This window comes from Nitrospinota bacterium, from assembly GCA_016217735.1.
In the GTDB taxonomy this organism is placed as follows: Bacteria; Nitrospinota_A; UBA7883; order JACRGQ01; family JACRGQ01; genus JACRGQ01.
This window is the reverse complement of the sequence record JACRGQ010000062.1, coordinates 1-19,038: the sequence shown is the minus strand read 5'-3', so window position 1 is coordinate 19,038 and position 19,038 is coordinate 1. Positions and strand designations below refer to the sequence as shown.

The window sequence follows — 19,038 nt, the reverse complement described above, 5'->3', positions numbered from 1 at the left end:
CGAAGGATCTCTTTCCGGAAAGAGATTCTTCGCTGCGCTCAGAATGACAACCAAGGCTGCGCCCACCCTTAAAGGGCGCTTCCACGGCGGTTTGTACGCGGCTGGCGCCCTCTTTCGAGGATTTCCGGAGCGGAAGAAAACATATTCCGCCGCCCTTCATAACGACACGCATAGATGGTTTTTCATCACCCTTCCAGCTAGGGCTTTTTCGGCTTGAGGTTTTCGTCCAGCGGCAACGCTTCGTCGATCAGCATGACCGGTATTTCATCCTTGATTTCGTACAACAGGCGGCAGGAGGGGCAGATCAGCCCGTCTCCCGCCCCGGTCAGCGTCAAATCGCCCTTGCACTTCGGGCAGGCAAGCAGGTCAAGCAGTTCTTTATCCAGCGCCATCGGATTTCCCCTTATTTGTTATGGCCGGGCCGCCGCCAACTGGCCGGCCCCCGCCTGGTATTTCGCCAACTCCACGCCGGCATAACCGATGCCGGCGGCCGCCATCGCATCATAGGCGAACTGGTCGGCTTCGATCTCTTCCGGGGGGCCGAACCCCCCGCCGTTTTCAAGCGCGGCGGCGGAATGCCCCAGCGCCGCATGCCCTATTTCGTGATAAAGCACGAACGCCAGCGCCGACCGGAAAGCCGGTTCCCCGCCCCAGCCGGGGGCGGCGCCGTTCAGCGCGTCGATAAAACCGGCGGAAAGAAAAACCGCGCGGTGGACGGTGTAGGCCGGCCGCGGCAATCCCGCGCAGAGGTAAACGCCGATTTGCTCCTCGCCACGCGGCGGGTTGTTGAGCAACGAGGCGGTTAGCGGAGCGTTGGCTGTGACGGCCCGCGCCGCGAGGTAGGGATTTATTTTCTCGACCAGGCCGTTCACCTCCGGGGCGAAAGAGGATTTGGCGTTCCCGCAATTGCCGCCGCCGGGGATGCCGTCCCATGCGGCGGTCTCCATATTTTCCAGCGCCTTTTTCGCGGCGAACTTCAACTGGATGCTCACGTTTTTATTATTGGAAGTCAGGGTGCCGTGCATGGAGCCGCCGCACGCGGAAAAAACGAGGGCGCACAGGGCCGCCGCCAGCGCGCGGCGCGGCCTAACCGCCCCGCTTTCAAAAGTTTTCATCCGTTCCATGCTCAGCAAATTCTATCATTCCCCGCGCCCTTCTCAAAGCGTTACGCGGATTTCCGGCGGCGGCGCGGGATCAAACGGACGGCCCGGCGCAAAAGTCTGTTTGGAATTGACCGGTATCTATGGCAGGATAATAGATGAAATACATGGCACGAACGGGACTGGAGTTGCACTGATGTTTAAAAAGTTTACGGAACGCGCCCGCAAGGTGATTATCCTCGCCCGCGAGGAAGCCGAGAAGAACCAGCACGAGTACCTCGGCACCGAGCATCTCCTGACGGGCATCCTCAAGGACGGCGGCGGCGTGGCCATCGCCGTGCTTCAGCGGCTTAACGTCGACCTTAAGCAGATGAAGCTGGAGATCGAGCGGCATATGCCCCCCTCCTCCGGCACCCTTATCATCGGCGACATCCCGTTTACGGCCCGCGCCAAGAAAGTGCTGGAATACAGCGTGGAAGAGGCCCGCTCCATGGGGCACAGCTACATCGGCACCGAGCACATGCTGCTGGGCCTCATGCGCGAAAAAGACGGCGTGGCCGCGCGCATCCTGATGTCGGTGAACCTCCACTACGCCGAGGTCCGCGAACAGACCATCAACCTGCTGCGGGAGCCGGTGGCCCCCGCGCCGGAAAAGACGACGAGCAAAACCCCCGCGCTGGACGAGTTCGGCCGCGACCTGACCGAGCTGGCCCAAGGGAGCAAGCTCGACCCGGTGATCGGCCGCGACAACGAGATCGACCGCCTGATCCAGATACTGGCCCGGCGGACCAAGAACAACCCGATACTCCTCGGCGAACCGGGCGTGGGCAAAACCGCCATAGTGGAAGGGCTGGCCCAGCGCATCATCAGCAAGGAAGTGCCGCAGCTGCTGTACGACAAGCGGGTGGTCTCGCTCGACCTGGGGGCCATCATCGCCGGCACCAAGTACCGCGGGCAGATCGAGCAGCGGATCAAGGCGATCATGAAAGAAATCACCCAGGCCAAGAACGTCATCCTCTTCATCGACGAGATACACACCCTCGTGGGGGCCGGCGCCGCCGAAGGCTCGGTGGACGCCTCCAACATGCTCAAGCCGGCGCTCTCGCGCGGCGAGATACAGTGCGTGGGGGCCACCACCATCGACGAATACCGGAAGTACATAGAGAAGAACGGCGCGCTGGAGCGCCGCTTCCAGCCGATCATGGTCAACGCCCCGAGCACGGACGAGACCATCATGATCATCAAGGGGCTGAAGAACGAATACGAGGGGCACCACAAGGCGATCATCACCGAAGGGGCCATCAAGGCCGCCGTGATGCTCTCCGACCGGTACATATCGGACCGCTTCCTGCCGGACAAGGCGATCGACGTGCTGGACGAAGCCGGCAGCCGGGTACGCCTGCGGCAGGTCACGTTCCCCCCCGAAGTGCGCGAGATGCAGAAAAAAATCGACGAGCTGGCGCGCGAAAAACGCGACCGGATCGACCACCAGGAATTCGAGCAGGCGGTGGAACTGCGCGACAAAGAGGAAAAGCTCCGGCTCGACCTGGAATTCCTGAAAGAAAAATGGGAAGGATCGGCCGGCCATATCGGCAAACCGACCGTCACCGAGGCCGACGTGGCCCATGTGGTCTCCTCCATCACCGGCATCCCGGTGAACCGGCTGGCCAAGGAAGAGAGCCAGCGCCTGATGGAGATGGCCGGCGACCTCAAGAAAAAGATTTACGGCCAGGACGACGCGGTGAACGTGGTATGCGAAGCGGTGCGGCGCAGCCGCGCGGGGCTCAAGGATCACAGCCGCCCGATGGGGTCGTTCCTCTTCCTGGGGCCGACCGGCGTGGGCAAGACCGAGCTGGCGCATGTGCTGGCGGAGTACCTCTTCGGCGACCGCAAGGCGGCCATCCGGCTCGACATGTCGGAGTACGGCGAAAAATTCGCGTCCTCCAAACTGACCGGCGCCCCGCCGGGATATGTCGGCTACGAGGAAGGGGGCCAGCTCACCGAACAGGTGCGCCGCCGCCCCTACTCGGTGGTGCTGCTGGACGAAATTGAAAAAGCGCACCCGGACATCTACCAGATGCTCCTGCAGATCATGGACGACGGCTCGCTCACCGACAGCTTCGGCCGCCGGGTGAGCTTCAAGAACGTGATCCTCATCATGACCTCAAACCTCTCGGCGCGCCTGATCGAAAAGGACTTCACCATGGGGTTCCAGACCATCGAGGGCGAAACAACGCACAAAAAAATGTCGGAAGGCATCCGCATGGAGCTGAAAAAGGTGTTCAGCCCGGAATTCCTGAACCGCGTCGACGAGATCGTCGTGTTCCGCAAGCTGGAGCGCGATTCGATGGCCCGGATCATGGACCTGCAACTGGCGAAAGTGCGCCAGCGCCTGGTGGAGGAACACTTGGATATCGAAGTCAGCCGCGAGGCGAAAGACTGGCTCATTGAAAAAGGGTTCGACCCTTCGTACGGCGCCCGTCCGTTGCGCCGCGGCATCCAGAAATACCTCGAAAATCCGCTCTCGGAGAAAATCCTTTCGGGGGATTTCAAGCCGGGAAGCACGATCATGGTGGAACTCCGGGGTGATGCCCTGCATCTCGTGGAAAAAGCCGCGGTCGAAACAGTATAGGCGGCAGGCGGATTTTTCATGAGCGGAACATCGCCGTGCCTGTTTTCCCCGTCCGCCGCCTGAAATGAAAAATTTTTCGGCCTGTTTCCTCGCCGCCGTCCTTGCGCTGTCGCTTCCCCGCGCCGCCGCCGCGGTCGACCTGGAAAAGCCGGTGAAGGAAATCATCGTCGCCGGGGCGAAACGGGCCAATGAAAACACCATCCGCTTCTACATCCGCTCGAAGACGGGCGAGCCGTATTCCGTCCAGACCACGCGCGAAGACATCCGGCGCATTTACAACCTCGGTTACTTCGACGACATCCGGCTCGCCACCAGGGAACGGGACGACGGCCTCGCGCTGATATACGAGGTGAAAGAGAAGCCGTTCGTCAAATCGGTGACGATCAAAGGCGCCAAGGAAGTGCCGGACAAGGACATGCAGGTGCTCATCGCCATGAAGAAAGGCTCCTTCTTCCAAAAACACCTGCTGAAAAAAGACATCCTCAAAATCAAGAACAAGTACATTAAAAAGGGGTTTTACTTCACCGAGGTGAAGACCTCCGTCACCGACGCCGGCAACAACCAGGTGGACGTGGCGTATGACGTTATCGAGCGGCAAAAGGTGAAGATCGGCAGGATGGTCTTCCGCGGCAACAGGTTTCTCAGCGACTATCAACTGGCGGAGATTATCGAAAGCCGCGCCGCCGGGTTCTGGCAAACATTCTCGGACGCCGGCAACTACCAGCGCGAAATACTCAAGGTTGACGTGCTGCGGATCGAATCGCGCTACCGCGACTTCGGCTTCATCAAGGCGCGCCTGGACGAGCCGAAGGTGGAGGTTGACCGCGAAGACGGCGTGATCGTCATCACCCTCACGGTGCATGAAGGGGACCAGTATTTCCTGGGAGACATCGCCGCGCTGGGGGACGACATCCATACCGCCGATGAAATCATGGCGCGGATGAGCCTGAAAAAAGGGGAGCCGTTCAACCAGTCGCTCTTCCGCCAAAACCTTTTCAGCGTGCAGGAACTTTACATGGACGACGGCTACGCCTACGCCACGCCGCTGCCCGATATTGTCGAGCACCCGGAGACCAAAACGGTGGACATAACCGTCAAGATCGATCCGGGCAGGGTCGTTTACATCGGGCGGATCGGCGCCGTCGGCAACTATAAGTCGAATGACAACGTGATACGCCGGGAACTGCGCCTGAAAGAGGGGGAACGCTTCAGCGGGAAGAAACTGAACCGGTCGCGCCAGCGCATCGCCAACACCGGCTTTTTCAGCGGCGCCGACGTCGAGCAAAAATCCGGCCGGGAGCCGGACACGATGGACCTGAACCTGAACCTGACGGAGAGGGAAACCGGCAGCATGAAGGCGGGCATGGGGTACAGCTCGCTTGAAAATCTGATGCTCAACGCCTCGGTGACCGAAAACAACCTGCTGGGCACCGGCAGGCGGCTTTCGCTCGGCGTCGAATCGTCCAAGCTGCGGCAGGACTACTACATCGATTTCACCGAACCCCGCTGGCAGGACCGCGACGTCTCGCTCGGCTTTTCACTCTTCGCCCGGCAGTTCGACTACATCAGCTATACCAGCAACTCCACCGGCGCCGGACTTACCTTGGGGAAAGGGTTCGGGGAATACACCCAGATGTCGCTCGGCTACCGCTTTGAGGCCATCAAGGTAACGATCAATCAGGGTCTTACGCCGACCCCGTTTCTGCGGTCACAGGAAGGAATCCGGGACACCAGTTCGCTGAGTTTCACGGTTACGCATGACGAACGCGACCTCTCATGGCACCCCACGGCCGGCTTCAAGGTGTCGGGGGACGCGCGCGTGGCCGGCGGTCCGTTGGGCGGCGACGTGAACTATTACAAACTGTCGCTCGACGGGGCGCAGTACTGGAAACTGCCCCATGACTTCGTCGTAATGGCGCACGGCGCCATAAAGTACGCCGGCTCCTACGGCGGCAAAACGTTGCCGTTGTTCGAGCATTATTTCATGGGGGGGCCGTACGACCTGCGCGGGTTCACCTTTGCGGACGTCGGCCCGCGGGACACCAACGGCCAGTCTATCGGCGGCGATGCGTCGCTGGTGTTTAACCTCGAAACCGCTTACGCCTTCACAAAGACGTTTGAAGGGGTGGTATTCTACGACCGCGGCCAGATATACGGCGAAGAAGGGGACTTGAGCAAAACCACCGACCGGCGGTATGATTTGGAAAATATGCGCCATAGCGTCGGCTGGGGGCTCCGGATTATCACCCCCGCGATGCCGATATGGCTGGCGTGGGGATTCAAGCTGGACACGAAGCCGGACGAATCCCCCATGGAATTCCACTTCACCATGGGGCGCACGTTCTGACACGGCCTCGGGAAAAACAATGCCGCCCCCCGCGGCGGAAGGAGAAAGCGATGATACGGTGGATTGTCGGGTTACTGGTTGCGGCGGCCCTGGCGCTGCCGGCGGCGGCCGTTGCCGCGGAGTTCAAGTACGGCATTATCGACATGCAGCGCGCGCTGAATGACACCGAGGAGGGGAAAAAAGCCCTCGGCCGCCTCAAAGCGAAACTGGAAACGGAAAACGCCGTGCTCAAGGCGAAGCAGGACGATCTGCGCAAGCTGGAGGAAGACCTGAACAAGCAGGGGTATATGTTGAGCGAGTCGGCCCGCAGCGAGAAAGAACTGAAGTTTCGCAAACTGCGCGAAGATTTCGACAAGTACCGCGAAGAGAAGAGCGGGGAATTCGCCCGCCAGCAGAAAGAATCCACCGAAGCAATCCTGAAAAAACTGCTGGAGGTGGTGGACGGGTACGCGAAGCAGGAAGGGCTTGGCATGATTTTCGAATCAAGCGCCCGCACCCAGGGAATGCCCGGTTCGGTGATCTGGTTCGACCCGAAAAACGACATCACCCCCAGGATCATTGAACTGTACAACAAGAAAAACCCGCTGAACTGACCGCCCGCGGCGTTTGCGCCGGCCCGTCGGGGCCGGCATTTTTTATTGGCGCCGGCGCGGCGCGGCGGCCCGCGTTAATGCCCTGAAGAGGGCGGCGTGCGGTTTCAGGCGGGTTAAAAATTCCGGGTGCCACTGCACCCCCACGATGAAACGGCCGTCCGCCGCCTCTATCCCCTCGATGACGCCGTCCGGCGCCACGGCGCTTGGCAGCAGGCCGCGCCCCGGTATTTTCACCGCTTGGTGGTGTGTGCTGTTCACGGTGACGGAGGCCGCGCCGATGATGGCCGCCAGCCGGGTCTTCGCCGCCGCCGTCACGCGGTGCGAAGGATGGCCGTGGGGCCGCGGCTGGCTGTGTGCCAGCGCGTTTTTTTTCTGGGCCGGAATGTCCTGATAGAGGCTGCCGCCGAAATACACGTTAATGAGCTGGCAACCGCCGCAGATGCCCAGCACCGGCTTCTTCGCCGCCAGCGCCCCGGCCAGCAGCAAAAATTCGCTCTTCGTCCGCTCCGGCACGGCGGGGCCGCATTGCGCGCGCCGCTTCTCGCCGTAGTATTTGGGGTCGATGTCGAAATCGCCGCCGGAGATAAGAAGACCGTCCAACGCGCCTATGATATGCCGCGCCCGCGGGCGGCTGCCTGTGAACGGCAGCAGAAACGGCTCGCCGCCGGCATCCGCCACCGCCGCCGCCATCGCCTGTTTGAGCCAGTACCGCTTTTCCCGCGCGCCGCGGCTGTTGACGGCTTCCTGAATGTCGAGCGTGATGCCGATGAGCGGTCTTGCCATGCTTCAGTTATACCGCCGCGCCAGCCGATTATCAATCGGCGTCCGGCGCGGATTGAAAAATTATTCCGCGCCCTTCTTGGGGGTTTGGCCGCGGCGCGCGCGAAGTTCGTATTCGATGTCGGCCTTCAGCCATTCCGCCTGCTTGCGGCCCATCATCATTTCGGCGGAATCGGTTCCGGCCTCCACCCGCAAGCGGCACAGCGGCCCGCGCGTGACGGCGACCCCGTCGATGCGGGCCAGCGGCGCCGTTTTGCCGGCGATGGTGAAGCCGCCGGTGCCGACCTCGATGGGACGCTTCAACTTATGGATGGACGCTCCCGCCATCGCGGTTATGAACGCGTTAAGGCCGAAGAGAAAGCCCAGCGCAACCGCCTGTTCATGCGGCAAAATTTTCCAGCCGAAGAGTCCCGCGCCCACGCAAAGCGCCGACGCCGCGTAAAACATGCCCGGAACGTACGGGGGCAGGCCCACCTCGTAACACACCCCGCCGCGGACGTTTTTTTTCAACACGCGGAGTTTCGCGTCCGCCGCCGGGGGCGGCGCTGAAGGGAAATCGGACGGTTCGCTCGCCATCGGCTCAATCCACCACAAAATGTTTGCTGAGCTTAAGGCCCTGGTTGTGGTAGCTGGATCCGATGCCGCTGCCGTAGCCGAATGACGGCATGGCCGCCATCTTCTCATAGCGGAGCTTGAAGAACAGCTGGCCGTCCTCGATGCGGAACGGCACGTCGTGCGGCCGCACCTCCAGCACCGCCTTGGTGCCGCGCACGCCGCCGTCGCCGAAACCGGAATCGAAAAAACCGGCGTAGTGCGTCCGCAACTCGCCGCTGCCGGCGTCGAACTCCACCATCTCGGCGGCGCAGTCCATCGGCACGCGCACCCGCTCCTTCGAGGCGAAAATGTAAAACTCCTCCGGCTCGAGAATCAGGAATTTTTCGCGCGGCGACTCTATCGTTTCCCAAAAATCGTGGATGCGGTATTTCCCCACGCGGGACGTGTCGATCACCGCGCTGTTCTTCTTCGCCTTGTAGCCGATGACGCGGTGCGGCGCGTCGGTGTGCGTCTCGACGCCGAGCGTGAGGCCGCCGCGTATCTCCGGATCGGGTATTTTGCCGGCGGCGGTGTAAACCAGCGGCTTGTGGTTGTGGATGCTCCGGAGCTGGTGATCGTCGACCACCGATGCCCCCGCCGGCCCGCTGAACAGCCGCAACTGGTTGAGCGAAAGGCCGGTGCGCACCTTGATGGTGAAGGAGCGCGGCACCACTTCAAGGTACAGCCCCCCTTCGTATCCCTCGCGGATGTCTTCAAACCGGGGCGTGTGATCCGATATCACGCGGGTGAAAATATCCAGCCGCCCCGTGGAGGATTTCGGATTGGTGCGGCCGCGGATGCCGCGCGGAAGGGCCAGCCGCTCCAGGAGCGGAATGAGGTAGACGTTCTCGCGCTCCAGAATGGCGCCGCCGCGCAGGTCGAGCTCGTACATGACGAGTTCCTTGAGGGTGGCCTCCACCGTGCCGCGTTGGGGAAGGAACGAACTGCGGATGCGGTAGGCCTTGGTTCCCAGCCTCAGATCGATGCTGGAGGGCTGGAACTGCTCCTTGCGCAGCGGCGTATCGGCGGTGATCCCTTTTTGCGCGCAGAGGCCGCGCAACATCTGCACCGGCAGCACGCCGCCGGATGCAATATCAAATTCCCGCCCGTTCTTTTTTTTCATGGAGCCCATCCGGTTCCGGTCTAAAAAAAATTGGCCGGTCATCTGCATCATATTCCCGGCCCGACTCAGATATTAGATGGTCGTCAGAAAGCTGTCCGCCTGTGTCAGCGGCTTTCGCCGCGGAGCGGACTTTTTTATAAGTTACTTTTTTTTGGCTTTCTTCTTGGCCGTCTTTTTCTTAGCCGCTTTTTTCTTGGCTGCCATTATACACAATCCTCCTTTCTTTGTGGTTTATTGACTAACAGCATTAATTGCGGAACCCACGCGGTCCTCATTTAATGCCGATATCAAGCTGTTTGTCCTCGTACTTTTTCAGCAACTGCTCGACAGCGGCCCGGAAAAGCACCGCCTTGGTAACCTGCAGTTCCTTCGCTATCTTGTTAAGCATCTGCACCTGATCCTCGTAGAGATGAGTGGTGACCGGCACTTTCTTCTTGGAGGATGTCATCATTCCGCTCCGCCTTTTCTCCACATAGTTTTAAATACCTTCATTTACTTTAAATGAATTATAAATCATTTTTAAATATTTATGCAAGCAAAATATTTTCAAATATTAATTTATTTTTTCCGCCGATATTGGCATTATAAATATTAGCTGTTGGTGATAATGTTGACGATTGACGAAAGGGCCGGACGCGGCGCTCCGGTTTGGCGTTTGTTTAAACAATTGGCGCGGGTGGCGTCTTTGGCGGAAAAGAAGGAAAAGAACGAAGGAATTAAGGTTGCGGAGTTGGGGGGGTGGAAGAGGCGGGAAGCCGGATTGAAAAGGCGCTCCCCTCCCCTTTTTTGCTTTGCACGAAAACGCTGCCATTGTGATCCTCGATGATCTTCTGCACCATCGAAAGGCCCAGCCCGGTGCCTCCCTCCTTGGTGGTGTAAAACGGCTCAAAGATGCGGGCCGCTTCCGTTTCGTCCATCCCCGTCCCGTTGTCGGTGACCGTGATGACGCACTCGCCCGCTTCTCCGCCGGGGCCAGCCGGCAACGCGGCGCCGATGACGATGTCGCCGCCGTCCGGCATCGCCTGCGCGGCGTTGAGCAGGAGGTTCCAGAGCACCTGCTTGAGCGATTCCGGATCGCACGTCAGCCGTATCCGGCCGTCAAGCGCGGTGGTGACGCGCACGGCCCCGCTGTAGCGGTGGTCGTTCTTGAACAGCATCACCGCGTCGGCGATAAGCGATGCCAGGTGCACATCCGGCAGCTTGCGGGTATTCGGCTGGGCGTAGGAAAGAAAGCGGCCAATGATCCCGTTGAGCCGGTCCGTCTCGCGCAGGGTGATCGCCATCAGCCGGTCATGGGGCGGTTTCAACTCGTGTTCCATCGCGGACTTCATCATCTGTATGGAGCCGCTGATGGAGCCGAGCGGGTTGCGGATTTCGTGGGCCAACCCCGCCGCCATCCGGCCGACGGCGGCAAGCCGTTCCGATTTCGCCATCGCGTCTTCCATTTTTTTGAAGTGGGTTATGTCGTGAAAGATGATGATGACCCCCAGTATCTCGCCCGTTGAATTGCGGAAAAACGACGAGGTGGCGGCGAGAATTTTTTTTTCGCCCCCGGCTTCGTGAAGCCACTCGGTTTTTTTGGGCTGTTCGGTTTCGGGAAGCGCGTCATGGTACTCCAGCGCGGGAAAAACCTCGCGCAGCGTTTTTTTCAAGAAGTCGGCGGCGCGCATCCCCAGTATCATCTCGGCCGCGGGGTTGGCCGAGATGATGCGGCCATCCAAATCGAGCGCGATGAAGCCGCTCCCCATGTTCGCCACCACGTTCTGGTGGAATGCCTGCAGGTAGGTAAGATCCCGGCTTTTGGTGCCGAGGGCCAGCAGTGTGCGGCTGAGGCGGCGGGAAAGAAAGTCGCTTAGAAACGCCACGAGGTAGAAGGCGGCGATGTGTATCAGTACGGCAAAGAAAACGTACTCCTGTGTCGGGAAAATGCGTTTTTCGGCGCCGTAGAGCGGCAAAGGATGCAACACGCCGTAAAACTCCAGGGTCACCAGCAAGCCGTAGAGGATGCTGGCGCCGGAAGCGAGGACGTAGCTTCCCCCCGGCTGCATGATGATGACCGACGAGATGACAGTGAGCATGTAGAGGAAGGTGAAAGGGCTGGCCACCCCGCCGGTGTGGTAGATGATGCCGGTCTCGATGATAAGATCCGCCGCCAGTTGGAAGTAGAGAAAGGGAACGAAACTGCGAATGCGCCCCAGCGTGAAAAGATAGACGATGTTGAGAAGATAGGTAAGCCCGATCAGCGCCGAAAGCGGGATGGGAAAAATGAAATCGGGAAATTGAATCTGAAAGATGACAACGGTGCCGAAGAAAAAAGAAATGGCGGCGAGGCGAAAAACAATGAGCGCCTTTACAATGACCGCCTGTTCCCGCGCATCGGGAAAGGATGTTTCAGCGTCCATCGAGAATCTGCCCCCCTTGCGGCGGGCGGGCGCGCCCACCGGCTAGTGGGCGCCCGCGCCCATCTGGAAGATCGGCATGTACATGGCGATGACCACATAGCCGACGACGACGGCCAGGAAGACCATCAGCATCGGTTCAAGCATGGCGGTGAGCGCATTCACCGAGTCGTCCACTTCCTGATCGTAGAAATCGGCTATTTTGCCGAGCATGGTTTCGAGCGCGCCGGACTGCTCGCCGACGTCGATCATCTGCACCACCATCGGGGGAAAAATCCCCTGCGCGCGCAACGGTTCGGCCAGCCCTTTGCCCGCCTTGATGTCATCGATGATCTCGAAAATCGCGGTTTCAATCACTTTATTGCCGGCGGTTTTGGCGGTGATGTTAAGCCCCTCGATGATGGGAACGCCGGAGGAAATCAGGGTTCCCATGGTGCGGGTAAACTTCGCGACGGCAACTTTTTTTACCAGGATGCCGGCGACCGGCAATTTCAGGATCACGCGGTCCATGACCGCGCGTCCTTTGTCGGTCTTGTACCACTTCGCCAGGCCAAAAATCGTCGCCGCCGGTCCGGCGATAAAAATGTACCATTGATTGATGAGCGTGTCGGAAAGGAAAATGATGGAAACGGTGATGGCCGGCAGTTTGCGGCCCCCCATTTCCGAAAACATTGTGGCGAAACTGGGGATGATGAAAACCAGAAGGAATGCGACGACGGCAACCGCGACCACCATGATGGAAACCGGGTAGACCATCGCCCCTTTCACTTTGCCCTTCAGGGCCGCCGCCTTTTCGATATACGCCGCGAGGCGCAGCAGGATTACGTCCAGAATACCGCCCACTTCGCCCGCTTCCACCATGTTGCAGAAAAGGGAGTCGAATATCTTCGGGTGCCGGCGCAGCGCGTCGGCGAAGGTGTCGCCCTGTTCCACGCGCGCCTTGATGTCCACGATGGCGCGGCCAAACACCTTGTTGGTCGCTCCGGAACCGAGGATGTCGAGACATTGCACCAGCGGCAGGCCGGCGTTGATCATGGTGGCGAACTGGCGGACGAATATGACGATGTCTTTATTCGTCGGCTGGGCCTCCCCCATGCCGCCCAGCAGGTCTTTCGGCTTCTCCTTGACGCTGGTCGGCGTGATCTTGAGTTTTTTGATCATCGCCTCGGCCTGCGCCAGATTATCGGCCACCACCTCGCCGGACTGTTCGCCGATCTTGGTATTGAACTTATAAATGAATTCGGGCATTACAACTGCTTTTCTTTGGTGGAGATGGCTTCCATGGCCTTGCGCGTCTTTTCCCACTGCAGGCCGAGTATCGTCAGCTTGTCGGTGGTGATCCGCAGACGGTCGATCACCGCATTCATGATCACCTTCAGTTCATCGGGGGCGTGGTGCATGAGTTCGTCGAAACGCTTTTTATCGATGACGCCCACTTCCACCTCGCCCATGGCGATAGCGGTCGCATAGCGGACGGTTTCCTGAAAGAGGCCCATTTCGCCGAAAATATCCCCCTCCGCCAGGGTAACCACGGTCACGGATTTACTGTCGATTTTTTTGCTGATGCGCACCTTTCCCTTTTGGATAATGTACGCCTTGGTGCTGACGACCCCTTCGGTAATGATCACCTGTCCATCGGAAAACCGTTCAATAATCGGCGTTTTTATCTTGTTGGCCATGCCATCCTCATGCTTTCCCCAAACTTTCCATAACTTCAAAATAAATTTTGTAAAAGCGGTCGGCGTCGCGGACGCCGCGGACAAGCGCATCGCCGAAGTTCTCCTTCGCGGCATCCTCTTTGGCCACGATCATGTTCACGCTTTTGGCGAACGCCTCCATCGGGTCGAAGCTCCGCGCCTTGTCGGCCACATAGACGAGGAAAATACGGCGCCGCTGCGCCATGTTCATATTCTGCAGATGCTCCAGGATATTGGCCTGCTCGGCCGGCTTGTTAACAAAACTGTCGGTGACAAGCACCATCCGGTAATCGTTAAAGCGGAGGTTGTTCACCGCTTCGATGTGGTGCGCGGGGGTATGCACCCGGTAGCCCAGTTTTTCCAGCAGGGCCTTGAACGCGGCCGGCTCGGTGTGGCAAACCATCGCCCCCGGCGCGTCGGAAGAGCCGCTGAAGCTTTCCCCCAGGGGCGCGGTGCGGGCGGTATCATCCATGGGCACCACCGGCGCGGCGCCATCGGCGTTGACGGTTATTTTGTTTTTGCACGCGGGGCAGTTGAAGCTGAAAACCTGCCCCTTGGGGATTTTTTCGTCCGGGATGCTCAACACTTTATTGCATGAGTTACAGGTAACTTGCATGGCTGGTCTTCCTTACTTCTTTTTCCGCGGCCGGGCGCTTGGGTCATCATCTTTGCCGTAACCTTCGTCGATGGCGAGCGAGTCGATGTCGGTGGTCTTTTCGCCGCGCGAAGACTTCACCATATCCACCCCGCGCATAACGATGGCCTTGCGGCTGGCGTAGGCAACCGCCGTTTCTTCGGTTATCTCGCCGGCCTTGAAAGCCTGGATGAGGCTCAGGTCGAAGGTGCGCCAGCCGAACGCCTCGGAGGCGGCGATGATCTCGTAAAACGTCTTCCCCTCGCTCTCGCCGTTGAGGATGGTGTCCTTGGTGCGTAGCGAATTCCCCATGATTTCGAGGATGGCCACGCGCCCGCCGCCGATCTTCGGCACCAGCCGCTGCCCGATGATCCACCGCACCGTCTCGGCCAGACGGATGCGTATCAGCTTTTCCTCGTCCTTGTCGAACATGCCGATGATGCGGCTGATGGTCTGCCCGGCGTCGACGGTGTGCAGGGTGCTCATCACCAGATGGCCGGTTTCGGCCGCGGACATGCCGATCTCGACGGTCTCGCGGTCGCGCATTTCACCCACCAGGATGACCTTCGGGGCCTGCCGCAACGCGGCGCGCAGGCCGGTGGCGAACGCATCAAAATCAGAGCCAAGCTCACGCTGGTTGAATGTCGCTTTTTTGTGCGGATGGACAAATTCCACCGGGTCTTCCAGCGTCACCACATGTACGGCGCGGGACTGGTTCACTCCGTCCAGCATGGCGGCCAATGTGGTCGATTTACCGCTCCCGGTCGCGCCGGTGACGAAAACGATGCCGTTCTTCTCTTTGGGTATCTCGTTGCAAATGACGGGAAGCTTCAGTTCCTCGATGGTGGCGATGCGGGTGGCCAGTTTGCGCAACACCATGGAATAGGTGCCGCGCTGCTGGAATATGTTCACGCGGAAACGGGCCTTGCCCGGTATCTGGTACGACGAGTCGCACGACCCCTCGCGTATGAGGAACTCGGTGAGCCGCCGGTCGCTGTTGATCAGCGCGAGGGCCATCATCTCGGTCTGATACGGCGTGAGCTTCGGTATCTTGGGGATGATCGCCACTTCGGTCAGTTCGCCGGAGTTTTCCACCTGCAACGGTTTGCCCACCGTCATGTTGAGGTCGGAAGTGTTGGAAAAAGCCTCAAGCATGGTGGAAAGGATGTAATCGAGATCAGCCTGTCTAATCATGCCCTTTACCTCTTTAGTGCTGAGCCGCCGTGAATAACGATTGTTATTCTAATGCGTTGCGGGGGTTTGAGGCAATACCTCATTTAGCGGGGACGATTCAGCCCCTCCCTTGCAAAAACGGGAGGCCGGGAGGAATTTTCCCCACGCTGATGAAAAATGTTGACAGCGGGGGCATAAATGGGCAAAATACCCCTTTCCACAATAGAGTTACCAAACGGAGGAATCGATGTTTGCCGTTATAAAGACCGGCGGGAAGCAATACCGCGTGAAAGAAAACGACCTGATAGATGTTGACCTGTTGGCCGGCGCGGCCGGCGACAAGGTGACGTTCGACACCGTGCTGGCCGCGGGCGAAGGGGACACGATGGAAATCGGCGCCCCGACCCTGAAGAAGAAGGTGGTGGCCACCATCGTGGCGCAGAAGAAGGGCGAAAAGCTTTACATCAAGAAGTTCCGCCGCCGCAAGGACAGCAAGACCCGCACCGGTCACCGGCAGAAGCTGACCTCGGTGCGCATCACCGCCATCAAAGACGCTTGAGCGCAAGGAGACGAAATGGCACATAAAAAGGGACAAGGCAGCACTTCAAACGGCCGCGACAGTATTGGCCGCCGCTTAGGCTTGAAAACGGCGGGCGGCAGCACCGTTCAGCCGGGGAACATCATCCTCCGCCAACGCGGCACCAAGATATATCCGGGCCAGAACGTCGGCATGGGCGTTGACCACACCCTGTTCGCGCTCGCCACGGGCATCGTTACTTTCAAGCACAAGGGGCGCGACCGGAAGTACGTTCACGTGCTCCCGCCTGCAACCGCTTAATCCCGAATTCTCTTATTAGGGAAGGTCTTTTAGGCCTTCCCTTTTTTTATTGGTGCGGACATCCTCGGTCATGTCTTCAGCATGAATAAATAATCCGGGTTGCGCCGCTATCTCGCGTCAAGGCAGCTTTGATCCGGGGCGGTGCCAACCTCGAAATATTCGGCGTGGCTCTTGCCGCATCGGGGATTCGCCAGCAGGCCGGTGGCATCGTCAACCACCACTTCCTCGATGCCGTCCGGAACCTTGAACTCCCGCGATTCCTTTCCCGTCAGCGCGCTTTTCATAAAGCGGTTCCAGATGGGGGCCGCCACCCGTCCGCCGCTCTCCCCTTCGCCCAATGATTTTTTGATGTCGTACCCAACCCAGACGCCGGCGGCCAAGTGGGGGGTATAGCCGACAAACCATGCGTCGGTGAAATCGTCGGTGGTGCCGGTCTTGCCGGCGGCGGGCCGCCCCGCCAACTGCGCGGCGCGGCCGGTACCTTCGTCCACCACGCTTTTGAGCATGCTGGTCATCAAAAACGCCTGCGGCGCGCCCATCACCTCGGTCAGGATCGGGAAGTAGCTGTCGCCGCCGCCCCCCTTTTTATCCACGTTCCGGATCATTTCCAACTCGGCCCGCTGCCCCTTGTTGGCGAAAAGCGCATACGCCGAGGTCAGTTCGGCCAGCGTCACTTCCGATCCCCCCAGCGCCGACGAAGGGTACGGCTTGACCTCGCTCCGTATCCCGGCGTCGCGGGCGAAGCGGATCACCTTCTCCGGGCCGATCTGCATGAAGAGTTTCACGGAGGCGACATTCATGGAGTGGGTGAGCGCGCGGCGCATCGTCACTTTGCCGTAAAAGCGGTTTTCGTAATTCTTCGGTTTCCAGTTCCCGCCGAACGCGGGGTCGTCCATCTCCACCGGGGACTCGATAAGGAACGTGGCGGGGGTGAGGCCATCGCGGATGGCGGCGGCGTAGACGACCGGCTTGAAGGCGGAGCCGGGCTGGCGCTGGGCGTGCAACGCGCGGTTGAACTGGCTCTCGGCGAAATCGCGCCCCCCCACCATCGCTTTCACCGCGCCGGTGGCCGGATCGATGGCGATCAACGCCCCCTGCAACGGCAGCCCTTCCGGATTGCCGCCGCGGCGGTTGATCCGCTCCTCCGCCTCCTTCAGCCCTTCGGCCAGCGCCTGCGTGGCGGCCAGCTGCATCTCGATGTTCAGGGTCGTATGCACGGCCAGCCCCTGGCGGTAGATCGTTTCGCCGCCGTACTTTTCCTCCAGCGCCAGCCGGATGGTCTCCACGAAATACGGCGCCACTTCCGGCTTTTTGCGGGTGGCCAGCGTGATCGGCTCCACCGCCGCGGCGGCGCGTTGCGCTTCGGTGATGAACCCCTCCTCCGCCATCCGCCCGAGCACCCACTCGCGGCGGGCGCGGGCTTTGGCCATATCGTTGTACGGAGAGTAGATGCTGGGGCCGCGCGGCAGCGCGCCGATCACGGCGGACTCGGCCAGCGTGAGTTCGCCGGCGTGCTTGCCGAAGTAGACCTGCGCCGCCGCCTCCAGGCCGTAGGCGCCGGAACCGAAATATATCTGATTGAAGTAAAACGTCAGCAGTTCGCTCTTGGTGTAATTGATCTCCAGTTGCAGGGCGATCATCAATTCCTTCAGCTTACGGCTGAAGGTCTTTTCGGAACTGAGGAACAGCGTTTTGGCCAACTGCTGGGTGATGGTGCTTCCCCCCTGCACGAGGCGGCGCGCGCGGATATCGGCGGCCAACGCGCGCAGGAGCGAATAGACGCGGAACCCCCGGTGCTCGTAAAAATGCGCATCTTCGGCGGCCAGCACCGCGTTAACGGCGTCCTGGGGAATCTGGGAAAAGGCGAGCAGTTCCCGTTTTTCCTGGAAAAACTCGCCAATGATCCGGCCGTCATCGGAGTAAATCCTGGTGCTCACCGGCGGCGTGTAATCTTCCAAGGCCCGGACGGAAGGCATGTCGGTAAACCGCGCGAAGAGGGATCCCACCAGCGCGCCCGCCAACGCGCCGGCCAGCAGGGCCGCGGCCACGGTCTTTTTACGAAACAGCATCTCCCCTTCCGCGGCCGCCCCGCTCCGCGGCGGCTGGCGGCCTAGTCGCTGTATTTATGGCTGGACACCACGCCATTCTTGTCGAATTCGATGTGAAGGGCGCGGAGATTGAAGTCCTTGTAGAAGTGGCGTTCGGCGCCGTCAATCACCAGCACGTCAAGCGGTTTGCCAAACAGCCCCTCGACCTCCGCCTTGGTCGACTTGCCGTTGACCAGTTTCGCCGTCTTCTCCCGCGACAAGGCGTTCGGCGCCGCCAGATCAAGACGCTCCACGCTGCACGCCGCCAGCAGCGCCGCGGCGGCGGTTATTACCAACATTCGTTTGGCTTGCATCGGGGCATTATAGCAATGTCGGCCGGAATTCACTAACGAAGGAAATCACGTATCCGGTCCCGCCAAGTTCCGCCATGCCGCAGGCGGTTTCCTTCGGGGCGCTCCCCGTTGTATGTAAAAAGCGGTACCCCCCATCCGCATGATTCCTGCACACGGTGGACGCTGAACACAAAAATGTCCCGCACCTGTTCGCGCGCGAAGCCGTTCCACAGGGGAAGCAGTTCCTCGAAGCGGGGATCGCCGGGCGCCAGCGCCTCCCCCCGGCAGTAGAGCCGCAGGATGAGCGGCTTTTCATCAAAGCTGCAAAACATCAGCGTCACGGTGTTTCCCGCCGCGATGTCTTCCGCCGTCCGGTTGCCGCTGCCGGGTGTATGGATATAGGCCAGCCGGTTCGGCCCCACGCTTTTAAGATCGAACATCCCCTTGGGGGAAACGTTGGTGTCCTTCCCCGAAGCGGCGGAGCCGATAAAAAAAATCTTTTGCGACGCGATGAAATCGAGGTGCGATTGGTTGAGGGAATCGAAAACCTTTGCCATACGCCGATTGTATGACGCGGGGGGGAAGTTGGCAACCGGCGCCTGCCGGTAATGTTGCGAGCACATTAACCGTCCGGTGTAGGAGCACATTACCTGTCCGGTTATATAAAACGTCCATGGAGGCGTTTTATGAGAAAGACGATGTTCGGGCAGGAGGTGTTACTCATGCGATTTCAAGAAGCGCATAGCGG

19 protein-coding genes are annotated in these 19,038 nt (G+C 59.9%); 5 read left to right on the top strand and 14 right to left on the bottom strand.

What is annotated here, in order from left to right:
* Nucleotides 1-197 precede the first annotated feature (197 nt).
* Together HZA03_10200 and HZA03_10195 are read right to left on the bottom strand one after the other, a co-directional pair.
* On the bottom strand, nucleotides 198-392 hold the full coding sequence (locus HZA03_10200; GenBank protein MBI5638327.1) for a Trm112 family protein: 195 nt from the start codon (nucleotides 390-392) through the stop codon (nucleotides 198-200).
* Nucleotides 393-410: 18 nt separating this feature from the next.
* Nucleotides 411-1,124 (bottom strand): hypothetical protein, encoded by a 714-nt coding sequence (locus HZA03_10195; protein MBI5638326.1) that lies wholly within the window; start codon nucleotides 1,122-1,124, stop codon nucleotides 411-413.
* Between the two features lie 172 nt (nucleotides 1,125-1,296).
* Between HZA03_10195 and HZA03_10190 the strand changes: the two genes are divergently transcribed.
* The 3 genes from HZA03_10190 (at nucleotide 1,297) to HZA03_10180 (ending at nucleotide 6,672) form a co-directional block, all read left to right on the top strand.
* Nucleotides 1,297-3,732, top strand: a complete 2,436-nt coding sequence (locus tag HZA03_10190) for an ATP-dependent Clp protease ATP-binding subunit (GenBank protein ID MBI5638325.1) — start codon at nucleotides 1,297-1,299, stop codon at nucleotides 3,730-3,732.
* 64 nt (nucleotides 3,733-3,796) lie between these two features.
* Nucleotides 3,797-6,079 carry an outer membrane protein assembly factor BamA gene (bamA, locus tag HZA03_10185; GenBank protein MBI5638324.1) on the top strand — a complete coding sequence of 761 codons (2,283 nt, stop codon included), beginning with the start codon at nucleotides 3,797-3,799 and terminating at the stop codon, nucleotides 6,077-6,079.
* A gap of 50 nt (nucleotides 6,080-6,129) precedes the next feature.
* Nucleotides 6,130-6,672 carry an OmpH family outer membrane protein gene (locus HZA03_10180; GenBank protein MBI5638323.1) on the top strand — a complete coding sequence of 181 codons (543 nt, stop codon included), beginning with the start codon at nucleotides 6,130-6,132 and terminating at the stop codon, nucleotides 6,670-6,672.
* 42 nt (nucleotides 6,673-6,714) lie between these two features.
* On the opposite strand, the gene HZA03_10175 is transcribed toward HZA03_10180, so the two are convergent.
* From HZA03_10175 to HZA03_10135, 9 genes are all read right to left on the bottom strand, one after another.
* Nucleotides 6,715-7,455, bottom strand: a complete 741-nt coding sequence (locus HZA03_10175; GenBank protein MBI5638322.1) for a gamma-glutamyl-gamma-aminobutyrate hydrolase family protein — start codon at nucleotides 7,453-7,455, stop codon at nucleotides 6,715-6,717.
* A gap of 60 nt (nucleotides 7,456-7,515) precedes the next feature.
* Entirely contained in the window at nucleotides 7,516-8,028 is a 513-nt protein-coding gene (locus tag HZA03_10170; protein ID MBI5638321.1) for a hypothetical protein, read from the bottom strand.
* A gap of 4 nt (nucleotides 8,029-8,032) precedes the next feature.
* On the bottom strand, nucleotides 8,033-9,169 hold the full coding sequence (locus HZA03_10165) for a 2'-deoxycytidine 5'-triphosphate deaminase (GenBank protein MBI5638320.1): 1,137 nt from the start codon (nucleotides 9,167-9,169) through the stop codon (nucleotides 8,033-8,035).
* Nucleotides 9,170-9,440: 271 nt separating this feature from the next.
* Nucleotides 9,441-9,620, bottom strand: a complete 180-nt coding sequence (locus tag HZA03_10160) for a ribbon-helix-helix domain-containing protein (protein ID MBI5638319.1) — start codon at nucleotides 9,618-9,620, stop codon at nucleotides 9,441-9,443.
* Nucleotides 9,621-9,885: 265 nt separating this feature from the next.
* Nucleotides 9,886-11,571 carry a PAS domain S-box protein gene (locus HZA03_10155; GenBank protein ID MBI5638318.1) on the bottom strand — a complete coding sequence of 562 codons (1,686 nt, stop codon included), beginning with the start codon at nucleotides 11,569-11,571 and terminating at the stop codon, nucleotides 9,886-9,888.
* Between the two features lie 42 nt (nucleotides 11,572-11,613).
* Nucleotides 11,614-12,816: a type II secretion system F family protein gene (locus HZA03_10150; protein MBI5638317.1), complete on the bottom strand. Its 1,203-nt coding sequence runs from the start codon at nucleotides 12,814-12,816 to the stop codon at nucleotides 11,614-11,616.
* A complete protein-coding gene (locus HZA03_10145; protein MBI5638316.1) occupies nucleotides 12,816-13,247 on the bottom strand; it encodes a cyclic nucleotide-binding domain-containing protein in 432 nt (143 codons plus the stop codon). Before HZA03_10145 ends, HZA03_10150 begins: the two co-directional genes overlap by 1 nt.
* A 7-nt stretch (nucleotides 13,248-13,254) precedes the next feature.
* Nucleotides 13,255-13,881, bottom strand: a complete 627-nt coding sequence (locus HZA03_10140) for a zinc-ribbon domain-containing protein (GenBank protein MBI5638315.1) — start codon at nucleotides 13,879-13,881, stop codon at nucleotides 13,255-13,257.
* Nucleotides 13,882-13,893: 12 nt separating this feature from the next.
* Complete coding sequence (locus HZA03_10135; GenBank protein ID MBI5638314.1) at nucleotides 13,894-15,090, bottom strand: PilT/PilU family type 4a pilus ATPase; 1,197 nt, start codon at nucleotides 15,088-15,090, stop codon at nucleotides 13,894-13,896.
* 229 nt (nucleotides 15,091-15,319) lie between these two features.
* Here HZA03_10135 and rplU point away from each other — a divergent pair, with 229 nt between their 5' ends.
* Together rplU and rpmA are read left to right on the top strand one after the other, a co-directional pair.
* Entirely contained in the window at nucleotides 15,320-15,631 is a 312-nt protein-coding gene (gene rplU, locus HZA03_10130) for a 50S ribosomal protein L21 (GenBank protein ID MBI5638313.1), read from the top strand.
* A 15-nt stretch (nucleotides 15,632-15,646) separates the two neighbouring features.
* Nucleotides 15,647-15,910 carry a 50S ribosomal protein L27 gene (gene rpmA, locus HZA03_10125; GenBank protein MBI5638312.1) on the top strand — a complete coding sequence of 88 codons (264 nt, stop codon included), beginning with the start codon at nucleotides 15,647-15,649 and terminating at the stop codon, nucleotides 15,908-15,910.
* Between the two features lie 107 nt (nucleotides 15,911-16,017).
* Here rpmA and HZA03_10120 read toward each other — a convergent pair whose 3' ends face one another.
* The 3 genes from HZA03_10120 to HZA03_10110 are packed head-to-tail and all read right to left on the bottom strand — an operon-like array spanning nucleotide 16,018 to nucleotide 18,847.
* Nucleotides 16,018-17,979: a PBP1A family penicillin-binding protein gene (locus HZA03_10120; protein ID MBI5638311.1), complete on the bottom strand. Its 1,962-nt coding sequence runs from the start codon at nucleotides 17,977-17,979 to the stop codon at nucleotides 16,018-16,020.
* A 41-nt stretch (nucleotides 17,980-18,020) separates the two neighbouring features.
* Nucleotides 18,021-18,311 carry a hypothetical protein gene (locus HZA03_10115; protein MBI5638310.1) on the bottom strand — a complete coding sequence of 97 codons (291 nt, stop codon included), beginning with the start codon at nucleotides 18,309-18,311 and terminating at the stop codon, nucleotides 18,021-18,023.
* Nucleotides 18,312-18,343: 32 nt separating this feature from the next.
* Nucleotides 18,344-18,847: a pyridoxamine 5'-phosphate oxidase family protein gene (locus tag HZA03_10110; protein MBI5638309.1), complete on the bottom strand. Its 504-nt coding sequence runs from the start codon at nucleotides 18,845-18,847 to the stop codon at nucleotides 18,344-18,346.
* Nucleotides 18,848-19,038: the final 191 nt, after the last annotated feature.